Annotated in this window: 10 protein-coding genes and 2 pseudogenes; 9 read left to right on the forward strand and 3 right to left on the reverse strand. The window is 70.7% G+C overall.

What is annotated here, in order from left to right:
• Nucleotides 1–79: 79 nt before the first annotated feature.
• Together M2271_RS01870 and M2271_RS01875 are read left to right on the forward strand one after the other, a co-directional pair.
• Entirely contained in the window at nt 80–571 is a 492-nt protein-coding gene (locus M2271_RS01870) for a MarR family winged helix-turn-helix transcriptional regulator (RefSeq protein ID WP_280885253.1), read from the forward strand.
• A gap of 468 nt (nt 572–1,039) precedes the next feature.
• Nucleotides 1,040–1,279, forward strand: a complete 240-nt coding sequence (locus M2271_RS01875; RefSeq protein WP_280885254.1) for a DoxX family protein — start codon at nt 1,040–1,042, stop codon at nt 1,277–1,279.
• On the opposite strand, the gene M2271_RS01880 is transcribed toward M2271_RS01875, so the two are convergent.
• On the reverse strand, nt 1,274–1,624 hold the full coding sequence (locus M2271_RS01880) for an MFS transporter (protein ID WP_280885255.1): 351 nt from the start codon (nt 1,622–1,624) through the stop codon (nt 1,274–1,276). The two genes, M2271_RS01875 and M2271_RS01880, sit on opposite strands and share 6 nt — an antisense overlap.
• 73 nt (nt 1,625–1,697) lie before the next feature.
• On the opposite strand from M2271_RS01880, the gene M2271_RS01885 reads away from it, so the two are divergent.
• The 5 genes and pseudogenes from M2271_RS01885 to M2271_RS01905 all read left to right on the forward strand — a co-directional run bounded on the left by M2271_RS01885 (nt 1,698) and on the right by M2271_RS01905 (nt 11,382).
• Complete coding sequence (locus M2271_RS01885) at nt 1,698–2,789, forward strand: MFS transporter (protein WP_280885256.1); 1,092 nt, start codon at nt 1,698–1,700, stop codon at nt 2,787–2,789.
• A gap of 81 nt (nt 2,790–2,870) precedes the next feature.
• Nucleotides 2,871–3,113 (forward strand): annotated as a pseudogene (locus tag M2271_RS01890) (muconolactone Delta-isomerase family protein); the annotation flags it as partial.
• Between the two features lie 454 nt (nt 3,114–3,567).
• Nucleotides 3,568–6,564 carry an AAA family ATPase gene (locus M2271_RS01895; RefSeq protein WP_280885257.1) on the forward strand — a complete coding sequence of 999 codons (2,997 nt, stop codon included), beginning with the start codon at nt 3,568–3,570 and terminating at the stop codon, nt 6,562–6,564.
• A 289-nt stretch (nt 6,565–6,853) separates the two neighbouring features.
• On the forward strand, nt 6,854–7,078 hold the full coding sequence (locus M2271_RS01900; protein WP_280885258.1) for a hypothetical protein: 225 nt from the start codon (nt 6,854–6,856) through the stop codon (nt 7,076–7,078).
• Nucleotides 7,079–7,122: 44 nt separating this feature from the next.
• Nucleotides 7,123–11,382, forward strand: a complete 4,260-nt coding sequence (locus tag M2271_RS01905; RefSeq protein ID WP_280885259.1) for a carboxypeptidase regulatory-like domain-containing protein — start codon at nt 7,123–7,125, stop codon at nt 11,380–11,382.
• Between the two features lie 89 nt (nt 11,383–11,471).
• Here the strand turns inward: M2271_RS01905 and M2271_RS01910 are convergent, their stop codons facing one another.
• On the reverse strand, nt 11,472–11,753 hold the full coding sequence (locus M2271_RS01910; RefSeq protein ID WP_280885260.1) for a hypothetical protein: 282 nt from the start codon (nt 11,751–11,753) through the stop codon (nt 11,472–11,474).
• Between the two features lie 180 nt (nt 11,754–11,933).
• Between M2271_RS01910 and M2271_RS01915 the strand changes: the two genes are divergently transcribed.
• Nucleotides 11,934–12,464, forward strand: a complete 531-nt coding sequence (locus M2271_RS01915; protein ID WP_280885261.1) for an NAD(P)H-binding protein — start codon at nt 11,934–11,936, stop codon at nt 12,462–12,464.
• Here M2271_RS01915 and M2271_RS01920 read toward each other — a convergent pair.
• A pseudogene (locus M2271_RS01920) lies at nt 12,379–12,579 on the reverse strand (IS701 family transposase); the annotation flags it as partial. The gene M2271_RS01915 and the pseudogene M2271_RS01920 sit on opposite strands and share 86 nt — an antisense overlap.
• 250 nt (nt 12,580–12,829) lie before the next feature.
• On the opposite strand from M2271_RS01920, the gene M2271_RS01925 reads away from it, so the two are divergent.
• On the forward strand, nt 12,830–13,204 hold the full coding sequence (locus M2271_RS01925) for a hypothetical protein (RefSeq protein WP_280885262.1): 375 nt from the start codon (nt 12,830–12,832) through the stop codon (nt 13,202–13,204).
• The last annotated feature ends 391 nt before the right edge of the window (nt 13,205–13,595 follow it).

Raw genomic sequence — 13,595 nt, forward strand, 5'->3', positions numbered from 1 at the left:
GCCCACTCCGCCCAAGCGGTTGAGTACTCAACAATAACTCTATTTGATTGAGTACTCAACCTTCAGCTAGAGTGGGCGCATGCCAACGGAACCGAAGTGGCTCGACGCCCGCGAGGACCACGCCTGGCGGACCTTCGTGCACGCGCACCACCAGCTTCGTGTCCGCCTGCAGCGGCGCCTCCTCCAGGGCTCCGCACTGAGTGAGGCCGACTACGAGATCCTGGCCGTACTGTCGGAGCATCCCGAGGAGCGCTTGCCCGCGCGAGAGCTGTGCGACCTGCTTCTCTGGGAGAAGAGCCGTCTCTCCCATCAGGTTCGGGGCATGCAGCAGCGCGGACTGGTCGCCCGCGAGGCCAACCCGGCCGACGCCCGCAGCACCCTCGTCCGCCTGCTGCCTGCCGGGCGCCGGGCGATCGAGGAAGCGGCACCCCAGCACGTGGACAATGTGCGCCGGTACTTCATCGATCTGCTCGCCCCTGACGAGCTCGACACCCTTGCCGCCATCCACGAACGCATCCTCCGCCGGCTTGTCGACGAAGTCGCCCAAGATGACGGCACCGCCGAAAGCTGAGTGGCCGCCGGGCGACCCGATGGACACCCGCCACCCACCCCCGCCCGCCAGGGCGGAGTCGGGGAACGGCCTCACCGTGTTCGCCACCGTCGCCGGCCAGTCGCCTGCGCCCCGGGTGGCAAGGGTGAGGGACTGCCGAACCTGGGGCGCTTCTGATGGCTCTTGACCGGTGAGATCATCCGGCCGATTGGCGCGCGCGAGGTGACTCGTGAGGCGCCGACCGCCTCACCGGACTCGTCCGTAACGGCCCACGGACGATTTCAAGTGCGCCAGAAGCGGCCTGGGTGGCAGCGAGTCTGTGCGGCCTGTCCGGCGCAGTCTTCACTGACGGAATCGCAACCGCACGCGCCACCGTCGAACAAAGACGGATTGGTTGACTAATCAACAAACACGGCGTAGCTTTCGTTGAAGAATCAACTAATGGTCTGGCTGATTCGGACCCAGGAACCACCGGAAGGATGTTTTCCCGTGTACATCACCGCCGTCGTCCTCAGCGTGCTCCTGGCTCTTGTCTCACTCGCTGCCGGCGCGCCCAAGACAGTGCTCAAAGGGGACGTGCCTGCACAGCTGCAGACACACATGGGACTGAGCCCTACTCTGGTCCGCTTCATCGGCGCGGCCGAGACAGCCGCCGTCGGCGGCCTGATAGTGGGGCTGTTCTGGCAGCCGCTGGGCATCGCTGCCGCCCTCGGTTTCGCCGCATCATGACCGGAGCAATCGGATTCCAGGCCAAGTCCGGCGACTACTCCGGGCGAAGACCGCGGCCAGGTTGCCCAGGACGAAGACGACGAGCGCCGCGCACAGGAGCGTGTGGCGCTGCACCTTGATGGTCGCCGCCGTGACGACCGGGCCGCCGATGGAGATGCCGAGCGCGTATGCGGTGACCAGCAGGCCCGCGGTGCGCAGTGAGACGTCCAGATCGTCGGCGATGAGACCGAGGACGCCGACGATGACCAGTTCGGCGGTGCCGATGGCGAGGGCGCCCAGGGCGAGGGCGCCCAGGGCGAGTTTGCTGCGGGTCTCGCCGGGCCCCGATGCGGTGGCGGTACTCATGGGAGAGCCACTCCTTGGGAAGAGGACGGAAGCAGGGCGCGAAGGCGGTCAGGCGTACTGCAGATCGAGCCTGATGATGCCGGCCTCGCTCGCCCTGGTCCGCCAGGCCTACGACGATCCGTCGCTGCGCGCCCGCGGCATCGCATGGTGGACGGCGGGCGGCGGGGCGGCCGTCGCCGCGGGCCCGGTCGTCGGCGGAGCCCTGACGACCGGGCTCGGCTGGCGCTGGATCTTCTTCGTCAACATCCCCGTCGGTGTCGTCGCTGTCATCGGCATGCTCCGCGCCCCACGATCCCCGCGCGGACAGGCCCCGATGGACCCGGCGGGCCAGATCACGGCCGTCCTGGCCCTCGCGGCCCTGGTCTTCGCGGTGATCAACGCAGGCTCCAGCGGCTGGACGGACCCGGCCACCATCGCCGGGTTCGCGGTCGCGGTCATCGTCGCAGCCGTGTTCCTGATCGCCGAGTCCCGCCAGAGCAACCCGGCGGTACCGCTGACCATGTTCCGCAACCCCGCGGTGGCCGTGTGCACCAGCGCCGGCCTGGCCCTCAACCTGGGCTACTACGGCCTGGTCTTCGTCTTCACGATCTTCTTCCAGGAACACCGCGGCGCCTCGGCCCTGATGGCAGGCCTCATGTTCATCCCGATGACGGCCTTCACCACCCTGGTCAACCTGCTGGCGGGCAAGCTCACCAACCGTCACGGGCCGCGCTTCCCGCTGATCATCGGCCAGATCATCCAGACGCTGGGCATCCTCGGGCTGCTCTTCGTCACCGAGGACACCCCAACTCCCCTGCTCCTGGTGCTGCTTGTCCCGTTGGGCATCGGCGGAGGTCTGGCGGTCCCGCCCCTGACGACGGCGATGCTGGAATCGGTCCCGCACGAGCGGGCAGGCCTGGCCTCCGGAGTCCTCAGCGCGGCCCGCCAGTTCGGCGGAGCCATCGGCGTGGCCCTCCTGGGTGCACTGATCGCCGACTCGGCCCACTTCATGACGGGCATGCGCATCAGCCTGATCATCGGGGCCGCCCTCCTGGTGGCCACGACGCTGGGCGTGGTCCGCTTCCTGCCCGCCGGCCATCAGTACGTGGGCTCATCGGCGCCCGCGCCGAGAAAAACCGACGCCGACGCCGTCTCCGCCCACCCCGATGGACCACAGACCCGCTGACGGACGAGACGGCTGGGATCACACAGCCCATCGCCGCGCGGCACATCGACAACTCACCCAAGGAGGACTTCCCTGGATTTCATGATCCACCTCGACGGTTCCCACGTCTACGAGCTGCCGGTAGAAGAACGCGACGAGGTCGTCAAGCGCGAGCACGCGCACGCGCGCGAACTCATGGCCACAGGCGTCCTCAAGCACATCTGGCGGATGCCCGGCCAGCGCGGCAACGTCGGCATCTGGTCGGCCGCAGACGCGGACGAGCTGGAGAAGGTGCTGGCCTCCCTGCCCATCCGCCCGTACGCGGACATCCAGGTGACTTCGCTGGCCACCCACCCCCTCACCCTGGAAGCGGCGGACAGCCGCGGCTGGTTCGTCCGGGAGTTCCGTCGGTCCTTGATCCGGACGGACGAAGGACACCGACCCCTGGGCACCCCATCCTGCGGAGGCTGCGTGACCACACCGGCGACAACCGGTGGGAGGCCGCGGACGCCGAATCCGGCGACCTCGACGTCATCGTCTCCGCCGTCCTTGGCCGCCTCGGACGCACGGGCTGCAGCGCCGCGTCCGAGGCGGCAGGCCCGCCAGGGCAGGTCTGCGTCAGCTCGCGAGGACGTCCCGCAGCTGCCGTGCGGCGCGTTCGTGGTGGCGCCGGGCGCAGTCGGTGTACCCGGGCGCGGTCGGTGCGGCGATCATGGCATGCTGCGGTATCGGGTCCGCACGGGCAGTCGGTGCTCGGGTTGCACAGGCCCTGGGTGGGGCGGGGAAGGCGGTTGGTCGGATGGAGCGCTCTGCGCAGGACGGCCTCCCGCGCGTGCTGCCCAGCCTCAGGGCTCCGCGTTTCGTCGGCCGGGCGGCCGAACTGCACCGGCTGACGGACGCCTTGGCCCGGCCGCCGGCCGCGGTTCTCGTCGAGGGCGAGGCCGGAATCGGCAAGAGCCGACTCGTTCAGGAGGCGCTGGACGAGCCCGGCGTCGCCGCCCGACGGCCGCTGGCCGCCCTGTGTCCCCCGTTCCGGGAGGCCCTCACCCTGGGCCCGGTCGTCGATGCCGCCCGTGATGCCCGGCCCGATGTGGGGAAGCTGGCTCTCACTCCCCTCGCCGGGGTGCTGCGGCCGCTGTTCCCCGAGTGGGGGCAGGACCTGCCGCCGGCCCCCGAGGTGCTGTCGGACGCGGGCGCTGCCCGGCACCGGCTCTTGCGCGCACTGGCCGAACTGCTGGACGCCATGGGCGTCGGCGTGCTGGTCCTGGAGGACGTCCACTGGGCCGACGAAGCCACCCTGGACTTCCTGCTGTTCCTCGCCTCCCGTCGTTCCCGCCGGATGAGTCTGGTGCTGACCTACCGTCCCGAGGACGTGGCGCCGGAGTCCGTGCTGATGCGGCTGACCTCCCGGCCCCCGGCCGGCACCGGGTACGTACGGATCTGTCTCGGCGCGCTGGACGTGCCGCAGACCGCCGAGTTGATGTCGTCGATGCTCGATGGGGAACACGTCTCCGAGACGTTCGCGTCGTTCCTCCAGGAACGGACCGACGGAGTGCCGCTGGCGATCGAGGAGTCCGTCCGGCTGCTGCGCGACCGGTCCGATCTGGTCCGGCAGGGCGGCGAGTGGGTGCGCAGGACACTGGCCGACATCGCTGTGCCGCCCACCATCCGGGACGCGGTCGCCGAGCGCGCCGCGCGCCTCACCCCGGTCGCGCAACGCGTGCTGCAGGCCGCCTCCGTGCTGGCCGAACCGGTCGGCCCGGCCGTCCTCGGGACGGTGAGCGGGCTCCCGGACGACGTTGCCACCGCAGGCGTGGATGCTGCCGTACGCAGTGGACTGCTCGGCGAGGACCGGGCCGGCCGGGTCAGTTTCCGGCACGCGCTGGCGGCCCGTGCGGTCTACGACATGACGCCCGCGCCCGACCGCCGGGCCCTGCACCGAGGAGCGGGCGGCTTGCTGCGGGCCATGACGCCGCAGCCGGTGGCCCGGCTCGCCCACCACTACCGGGAGGCGGGGGACACCGGGCAGTGGCGCCGGTACGCGGAACGGACCGCCGACCTTGCCCTGGCCTCCGGGGACCATCGCACCGCCGTCGGACTGCTGCACGAGTTGCTCACGCAGAGCGATCCGCCCGCCGCCTCGGTGGCCCGCTGGGCACAGAAGATGCCGGTCCTGGCCTTCACCGGGCTCGTCGGCCGCGGCGATCTGACCCGCGCGTTACGCAGGGTGCTGGACGCAGAAGTGCTCGCCCCGCACGAGCGCGCAGCCGTCCGCATCCAACTGGGGAGGATGCTGCTGCACGCAGGCGAGTACGCGGCCGGTGCGGCGGAACTGGAGAGGGCACTGCCGGATCTGGCCGACGAACCGTTCCAGGCGGCCTGGGCGATGAACACGCTCGGCAGCCCGCCGGGCACCCTGATGTCCGCCGGGGAGCACCGCCGTTGGCTGGACCGGGCGGCCGACGCGGCCCGGCTGCCGATGACGGCGGACCAGCGGCTGGCTCTCGTGGTGGACCGGGCGACTGCCTTGCTGGACATGGGCGACGAGGCCGGCTGGGCCGTGGCCGCGGAACTGCCCGACACCGCCACGACCCCGGAAGGAATGATGCAGCTGGCCCGCAGCGGACTCAACATCGCCAACGGGGCCATGCGCTGGGGCCGATACGACGAGGCCAGACAACTGCTGACGACTGCGCTGGCCAGGGCCGAAGAACACCGGTACCAGCGGCTCCACGACATGATCCTGGTGACGCTGGTGCACCTGGACTGGTTCACCGGCGCCTGGGACGGACTGCCCGAGCGAGCCGCCGCCCTGGCCGGGGTGGACGAGGAACCCCTGCTCCAGCTGGACGCCCTGCTGATCACGGCTCTGCTGGACGGGGCGGTCGGCGCCGGCGGAGCGGATCCAGGCCCCGCGGCGGTGACCGAAGGCGGGGTCGGGACCGTCGAAGAGCGTCTGCGCCAGGTCCTCGACGCGGGGCTGCGGCGTGGCATCGTCGACCTGCCGCTGGAGCCTGCGGCCGCCCTGGCGCGGATCCGGCTCGCCGAGGGTGCGGCCGCCGAGGCGCTGGAGCTGACGCAAGGACCGGCCGACGTCGTGGCCCGCAAGAACATCTGGCTGTGGGCCACCGAGTTCGCACCGGTGCGGACCGACGCGCTCCTCGCACTCCAACGGCCGGACCAGGCACGGCAGTTCGTCGCGGACCTGGCCGAAGGGCTCAGCGGCAGGAACCTGCCGGCAGCCAACGCGGCCCTGGAGACGTGTCGCGGAGTGCTGGCACAAGGAGAGGGCCGCAGCATCGAGGCAGCCGCCGCGTTCGGCCGGGCCGTCACCGCCTGGAAGCGCCTGCCCCGACCCTATGAGGCACTGCTCGCGGGCGAACGCCGGGCCGGCTGCCTGCTGGCAGCGGGGGACCGGGACACCGCACTGGCCGAACTCGCTCGCGCGCAGGCCGGATTCACGGCTCTGGGAGCCCGGACGGACGCCGCCCGGGTGCACGCCGCGCGCCGTGCGGCCGGGGCGCCGGTACGAGAGGTGTGGCGCGGCGGACGGCGCGGCTACGGCGACCAACTGTCCCCGCGCGAGCTGGAAGTGGTCCGGCTGATGCTCACCGGTCTGACCAACCCGGCCATCGCACGAGCACTCTCCCGTTCCCCGAAGACCATCGCCGCGCAACTGAACTCCGCAATGCGCAAATACAAAGTGACCTCGCGTACCGCACTGGCGGTCAGCCTGACACAGGCCGGAATCACCCCGCCGGAAGGCCACACCACCGCAGCGGGCCCCGAACTTTAGGTCATCCGCCCCATCGCGAGGACCCGCGCCAACCATCGATACTCAGTGACCACAGGTTCCGCGCCCGTGGGTTCCGCGAGCCCGCCTTCACATAGTGCCGCGACAGGCAATGTTCGCCCCGTCGCGACGCCTGGCACGCACTCTCGCCGCACCGGGCGAAAGCCCAAGTACATCCAGTACGAGGGCTTCCGCCCGGCACGCCGATAGCACGCACCAGACGCCGCTCCTTCTCGGGCAAACATTGCCTGCCGCGCCACTAGACACGACCGGAGAGGCATCCATCCGTCGGATGAGCAGCACACCCCCCGAACCGAAGTCCGGCGCACCGGGCGCCCGTACGGACGGCGCCGACCCTCCCGCCGGTGCCGTCACCGGACCGCTCCACACCGACGTGCCGCCCGCCGGAGAACGACCCCCAAAACCGACGCCCGCCGCACCGGGCGTACCCGCCCACGACACGACGGCGGGCCCCGCCTGCGGGGACGACTCGTACAGCGGTTACGAACCCCTCTGATCCCGGCCCGACCGGGTCCTGAACACGACGAAAAGGTCACCCCCTTGCTGTCCTCAAGACGTGCGCGCGTACGCGCGCCCCTCTCCCTTCTCATAGCCGGCTGTCTCGGCGCCGGAGCCCTCGCCGCGATACAGCCGGCCACCGCCTCCGCGGCCACCGCCGGTTCCCCGGCCTCCTCATCCGACGCCGGCTCCCCCAAGGCCTCCGACCTGCTCAACGCCGTGCCGCAGGACAGCGTCCCGCAGAACTACGTACCGGCCGGCTGCAACAACCCGAGCCTCAAGGACGGCGTGGCCCAGTGCTTCGCCGACGTGCGCACCGGCTCCGACCACATCGTCAAGCCGCAGGCGACCGCGCCCCCGTCCACGGCGCTGGGCCCGGCCGACATCCAGGCGGCCTACAGCCTTCCTGCCGGAGGCGAGGGCAGGACGGTGGCGATCGTCGACGCGTACGGCAACTCCCACGCCGAGGCCGACCTGGCCGAGTACCGCAAGCACTACGGGCTGCCCGAGTGCACCACCGCCAACGGCTGCTTCCGCAAGGCCGATCAGAACGGTGGCACGGACTACCCCGCCGACGACGCGGGCTGGGCGCTGGAGACCGCGCTCGATCTCGACGCCGTCTCCGCCGCCTGTCCGGCGTGCAACATCCTTCTCGTGCAGGGTGATTCGGCGAGTCTGGACGACCTGGGCACCGCGGTCGACACCGCCGTACGCCTGGGCGCCAAGTACGTCTCCAATTCCTACGGTCTGCCCAGCGAGAGCGCATCCCAGACCGCGTACGACCACCACTACGACCACCCCGGTGTGGCCGTGGTCGCGTCCACCGGCGACACCGGCCACGTCCAGAACTGGCCCGCCACCAACCCCGACGTGGTGGCCGCCGGCGGCACCCGGCTGACCCGCACCGAGGACACCGAGCGCGGCTGGACGGAGTCCGCGTGGACCTCCGGCGGATCGGGCTGCTCGCTGTACGAGGCCCAGCCCGCCTATCAGAGGGGGCTCACCACCGGCTGCGACACCCGGGCTACGGCTGACATCGCCGCGGTCGCCGACCCCGCGACCGGCCTGGGGGTGTACGACACGGTGGGCAAGGACGGCTGGCTGCAGGTCGGCGGCACCAGCCTCTCCGCCCCACTGATCACGGCGATGTACGCGCTGGCGGGCACCCCCGTCAAGGACACCTACCCGGTGACCTACCCGTACATCAACGCCTCCGGGCTGAGCGATGTCACGACAGGTTCCAACGACGACTGCGGCACCGTGACGTGCACCGCCGGCGCCGGCTGGGACGGCCCGACCGGTCTGGGCACCCCGGTCGGCGTGTCCGCGCTGGCCTTCGGCGTCCATGGAACGATGTCCGGGCGAGTCACCGACAGCAGGTCCGGCGCCCCGCTCGCCGGTGCGGCGCTGACCATCTCCGCAGAAACGACAGACGGCCGCGAGTACCGCGTCACCACCGACGCCCAGGGCGCCTACAACCTGCCCGTCGCGGTGGGCAACTACCGGATCACCGCCACCGACTTCGGCTACCGGGAGAACACCCGCTCCGGGGTGAGTGTCGCCGAGAACCAGAGCACCACCGCCGACCTGGCCCTGGTGAAACTGCCCACTCGCACGGTGTCCGGCACGGTGAAGGACGGCAGCGGGCACGGCTGGCCCCTGTACTCGAAGATCACCATCGACGGCTATCCGAACGGCGCCCTCTACACCGACCCCTACACCGGCAAGTACAGCGTGGAGCTTCCGGAGAAGGCCACCTACGACGTCCACGTGGCCCCGGTCTACCCCGGCTACCGGAGCACGGACCGACGTGTCCCGGTGGGCACGGCCGACGTACGTACCGACGTCGCCCCGGACGTGGACCTGGCGGCCTGCGTCGCACCCGGCCACGCCTACCCGGCCGAGACCGGCTTCGAGGGCTGGACCGGCACCACGCCGGAGCACGGCTGGACCGTCGTCGATCACGGGACGGACGGCGCCGCCTGGGACTTCGCCGACAAATCGGTGTGGAACTTCACGGGCGGAACCGGGAACTGGGCCTCCGCGAACCCCTTCGGCCGGGGCGGTGTCCGGGAAGACACCGAACTCGTCTCACCCGTTTTCAGTCTGGCGGGCCAGACCTCACCCGTCCTCGGCTTCGACGCCGCCTACGCCGCCGGCAAGGACTCGGTGGCCAACGTCGACCTCAGCCTCGACTCGGGCGCGACGTGGACCACGGTGTGGCACCGGGACACGGCCGAGTACGCGGGCCGCGCCGAGGTTCCTCTGGCCCAGGCGGCAGGCGCGAAGCACGTGAAGGTGCGCTTCCACTACTCCGGCAGCGGCCTGTCGCTCTGGCAGCTCGACACCGTCACCGTCGGCTCCTGCGCGGCAGTGAGCGGAGGCATCGTCGCCGGACAGGTCGTCGACGGCAACACGGGCGACGCCGTCACGCCCGCCACCATCACCGACACCGCCGACCGCTACGCGACCGCGACCACCGTCGCGACCCCCGACGACCTGGCGCTGGCCGACGGCTACTACTGGCTGTTCAGCACCCCCACCGGACGGCACAGCTACCGGACGGCCGCCGCCCGCTACTCCACCTCGACCGGCACCCTCACCACGCGGCCGGACAAGGTCAACCGATTCGACCGCACGCTCAAGGCGGGCCGCCTGAAGGTGAGTTCGGACGCCCTCTCCGTGAGTGAGTCACTGGGCGGATCAGGCAGCAAGAAGGTCACCTTCACCAACAAGGGCCAGGCGCCGCTGCACGTCAACCTCGGTGAGCAGAGCACCGGTTACACCTCACCGACCGGCACCCCCACGACCACGTCGGACTCCTCGGCAGGCGCCCCGACACTGCGCGTCAAGGGCAACTACGCACCCGGACCGATGAGTTCCACCTCCTCGGCCTCGAAGAGCACATCGAGTGACCCCTCGGCCACTGCCTCGGCCTCGGCATCGACCGGGCCCTGGACCGGCATAGCCGACTACCCCGAGCCCGTCACGGACAACGCGGTGGGCACCTACCAGGGCAAGGTCTACTCCGTCGCCGGAGTCTCCGGCGTCTTCGCCGGGGAGTACCTCAGTCGCGGCTATGTGCACGACCCGTCCACCGGCGCCTGGACACGGATCGCCGACCTCCCCGAGGCCCTGGAGTCACCCGGCGGGGCGTTCGTCAACGGGACCATGTACGTCGCAGGCGGCTGGGCCCCGGACGGTGCCCGCGCCACGCTCTACGCGTACCACCCCACCACCGACACCTGGACCCGCCTCACCGATCTGCCCCAGGCGGTCGGCATGCCCAATGTGACCGTCCTCGACGGCAGCCTGTACGTCATCGGCGGCTGCACCGGATCCGGCTGCACGGACATCGTCGGCACCGTCTACCGCTACACCCCGGCCACCGACACCTGGACCCGCCTCGCCGACTACCCGTTCCCCGTGGAACGCGCGGCCTGCGCCGGCATCACCGGTGAACTGGTCTGCGCCGGGGGCATCAATCGCAGCGACGCCAAGGGAGAGACCTACCGTTACAGCCCCTCCGCCGACACCTGGACCCGCGCGGCCGACATGCCCGACACGCGCTGGGGCGCCGTCGCCGGCGGGAACGACGGCAAACTTCAGGCCGTCGGCGGCATCGCCGGACAGGACTCGGTCAACACCGTCGTCGAATACGACCCGGTGTCCAACACCTGGTCCGACCTGCCCAACGCCTCCTCCACCGTCTTCCGGGCCGGCGGCGGCTGCGGGATCTACCGCGTCGGCGGCATGATCTCGCTCTCCGAGACCGTCTCCTCGGCCGAGCTCCTGCCCGGGCACGACCAGTGCGACGGCGACGACGTCACCTGGCTGTCGGCGGACAAGACCTCGTTCGACCTCGCCCCCGGCCGCTCCACCACGGTCACTGTCCGCGCGAACGCCTCCGCCGTCGCCGCGGCCGGCACCTACACCGCGCGGCTCACCTACAGCACCGACGCCCCCTACGCCGGAGCATCGGTCAAGGTCAGCCTCAAGGTCACGGTCCCGCGGTCCTGGGGCCATCTCGCCGGAACGATCACCGACAAGCACACGGGAACGCCGCTCGCCGCAGCCACTGTCCTGATCTGCCCGGTGGCGCACGCCAGAACGACCGGCTGCGACCGCCTCGCCCACACCGTACGCACCGACTCCGACGGCCACTACGACCTCTGGCTGGACGCCCGCTCCAGCCCGCTGCGGGTCACGGCCTCGGCCGCCCGCCACCGCCCGGCATCCAGGGAGGTGACCCTGCTGCCGGGCCGCGCCACGACGGCCGACCTGTCGCTGACCGCGACCTGACCCACCGCCACTTGCTCACGTCGCGCCCACCCGGACGCTCTGTCCGGGTGGGCGCGGCTTCTCCTTCTACGCCGTCTGGATCTGGGGCATCACCGACAGCCCACTCCTACCAGCCCAGCCGGTTGCACGTCGTAGTGACCGTAGATCAGCACGTGCGGCCCCGGCCCGTCCGCCGTCCCCACCAGCGCGGGCCAGCCACCGGTCTCGACTTCGCGCGCCTGCAGGCCTGATGCGCGTAACAGCCCAAGACCGTGGGCCGCGGCCTCGGCCATGCCCTCGCCGGTCCGGCTCACGCTCGGCCGGGAGATCCAGTCCGCCAGCTCACCAACCAGGTGCCGGCCGCCCGCCCAGTCCCGGAGCTGCTCGATCACAGGTCCTCCAAGCGATTGCACGGAATGAAATCGATAGCAGTCAAGCAAACCGGCGTCGGCTTGGCGAGGCACTGTGCCGTATGTGGAAGCGACGGTCGAAGAACTCAAAGCACTCGGGCACCCGGTCCGCTGGCGCATCCTGCGGCTGTGCCTGGACCGTGCGTTGACCAAGAGGCCGTCGTGCTCGATCTTGAGCATGCCACGGTGGACGAGGCGGCCGCGACCCTTGTCGGCGCGGACGCTGCCGTCTTCTCGGCCGGCTCGGGCAACAGCGCTACCTCCGCACGCCGGGACACGATGGACCGGGCCGCTGTCGTGCTGGTCATGGACGCGGCGGAACAGGCCGGTGTGCGACGGTTCCTGCACGTCAGCTCCATCAACGTGGGCTGTGCCGACGACGGCGGCATCGGTGATGGGTACGCCGTCTACTTGCGGGCCAAGCGTGCCGCCGAACAGCACATCTTCGCCCGGGAGGAGCTCGACTGGACGGTACTGCGGCCCGGCGTGCTCACCGACGGCCACGGCGACGGCACCGTCGAACTCACCGCCGGGGACAGGGTTGGGCCACAGCGCGCCAGGTTCGACCAAGTCGCCAGGGAAGACGTTGCCGCCGTGCTCGTGGCGCTCATCGACCGGCCCGACACCGCCGGCCGTATCTACGTGGTGGTCGGCGGCGAGACCCCCATCGAAAAGGCGATCGACGTTGAGTAGGACTGCGCTTTTGGGCCAGGCGCTGTTCGGTGAGGAATGCGTGGGCGGCGGTGGCCAGGGTGACGTGGTGGTGCCGGCCGTTCCAGGAGCGTCCCTCGAAGTGGTCCAGGCCGAGGCTGAAGTTTCCCGGCAAGCCCTGACTACCCGGCCTTGGAAGCTTCCCCATACAGGTCAACCCAACGTACGGGCGTGACGAGCTGACGGAGGCGAGCCACGTCGTTGCGGAATCCGACGCGTAGTTTGTAGCTGTTTCGTGGTGTACGGGACAACCCATGGCCATCAGCATCCGCTCGTGTTGCGATGGGGGTGTCACGGTGCCCCCCCGTGAGGGGGAGCACCACGCAAAGGACCTACGGGGGATTCACATGCGCAAGAGGAGCAGGGCGGGTGCGGTGCTGACCACCGCCGCAATCGCCGTCGCCGTGGTGGGAGCCGGCACGCCGTCCGCCGGGGCGGCCGGCGGGTGCTGGCAGAGCGGTGGGCGCTGGTGGTGCAACAACGTGTCGGGGGCGCCCGTCTACGGCACGATGGGAGCGAGCACGCAGTACCCCGACCCCGACGTGATCGTCGGCTACATGTACTCCAACCCCAGTTGGTTCGACTGCAAGATGGACGATCAGGCCTGGGTGGGCGGACCGCACCCGAGGCGTTGGGAGTTCACGAAGGCGGACAACGGGCAGTGGGGCTGGATGAAGGACACAGCGATCTCCAGCGAGACCAACCCGCTGCCCAACTGCTGAGTAGGTGTGCGGGGGTCTGACATCCCCTTCGCGACCCCATTCGCCCAGGCCCTGGCTGAGTTGAGGATGAGGGAGGGCGGGCTGGACGGCGCAGACGCGGCCGGGGATCGGGGCGCGCTCGCCCTGTTGCGCGTCGGCTCCGCCGCCGCGCGGGTGGCTGACCCAGTCGGCCGTGAGCGTGCCGTCTTGCGGCGTATTCGGGGTGAGCAGCTGGTGCCCGCCGGACAGCACCCGGACACCGGAGATGCTCTTGGTGCCCTCGGCTGTCCAGGCGGGTGAGTCGCAGCCGCAGCCGTAGGGGCTTGTCGCGGTTGCGGTGTGGTCCAAGTGCCGTCAGTGCCCTGGGTTTGGGTGGTCGTAACGGCCCTTGTGACAGCGGTGACAGGCCTGC

The organism is Streptomyces sp. LBL (assembly GCF_029893585.1).
Lineage (GTDB): Bacteria > Actinomycetota > Actinomycetes > Streptomycetales > Streptomycetaceae > Streptomyces.

What these genes read in the sequence shown, in the direction of transcription:
- M2271_RS01895 (WP_280885257.1), top strand. Translation starts at nt 3,568, where the DNA reads ATGGAGCGCTCTGCGCAGGACGGCCTCCCGCGCGTGCTGCCCAGCCTC.
- M2271_RS01880 (WP_280885255.1), bottom strand. Translation starts at nt 1,624, where the DNA reads ATGAGTACCGCCACCGCATCGGGGCCCGGCGAGACCCGCAGCAAACTC.
- M2271_RS01870 (WP_280885253.1), top strand. Translation starts at nt 80, where the DNA reads ATGCCAACGGAACCGAAGTGGCTCGACGCCCGCGAGGACCACGCCTGG.
- M2271_RS01900 (WP_280885258.1), top strand. Translation starts at nt 6,854, where the DNA reads ATGAGCAGCACACCCCCCGAACCGAAGTCCGGCGCACCGGGCGCCCGT.
- M2271_RS01925 (WP_280885262.1), top strand. Translation starts at nt 12,830, where the DNA reads ATGCGCAAGAGGAGCAGGGCGGGTGCGGTGCTGACCACCGCCGCAATC.
- M2271_RS01885 (WP_280885256.1), top strand. Translation starts at nt 1,698, where the DNA reads ATGATGCCGGCCTCGCTCGCCCTGGTCCGCCAGGCCTACGACGATCCG.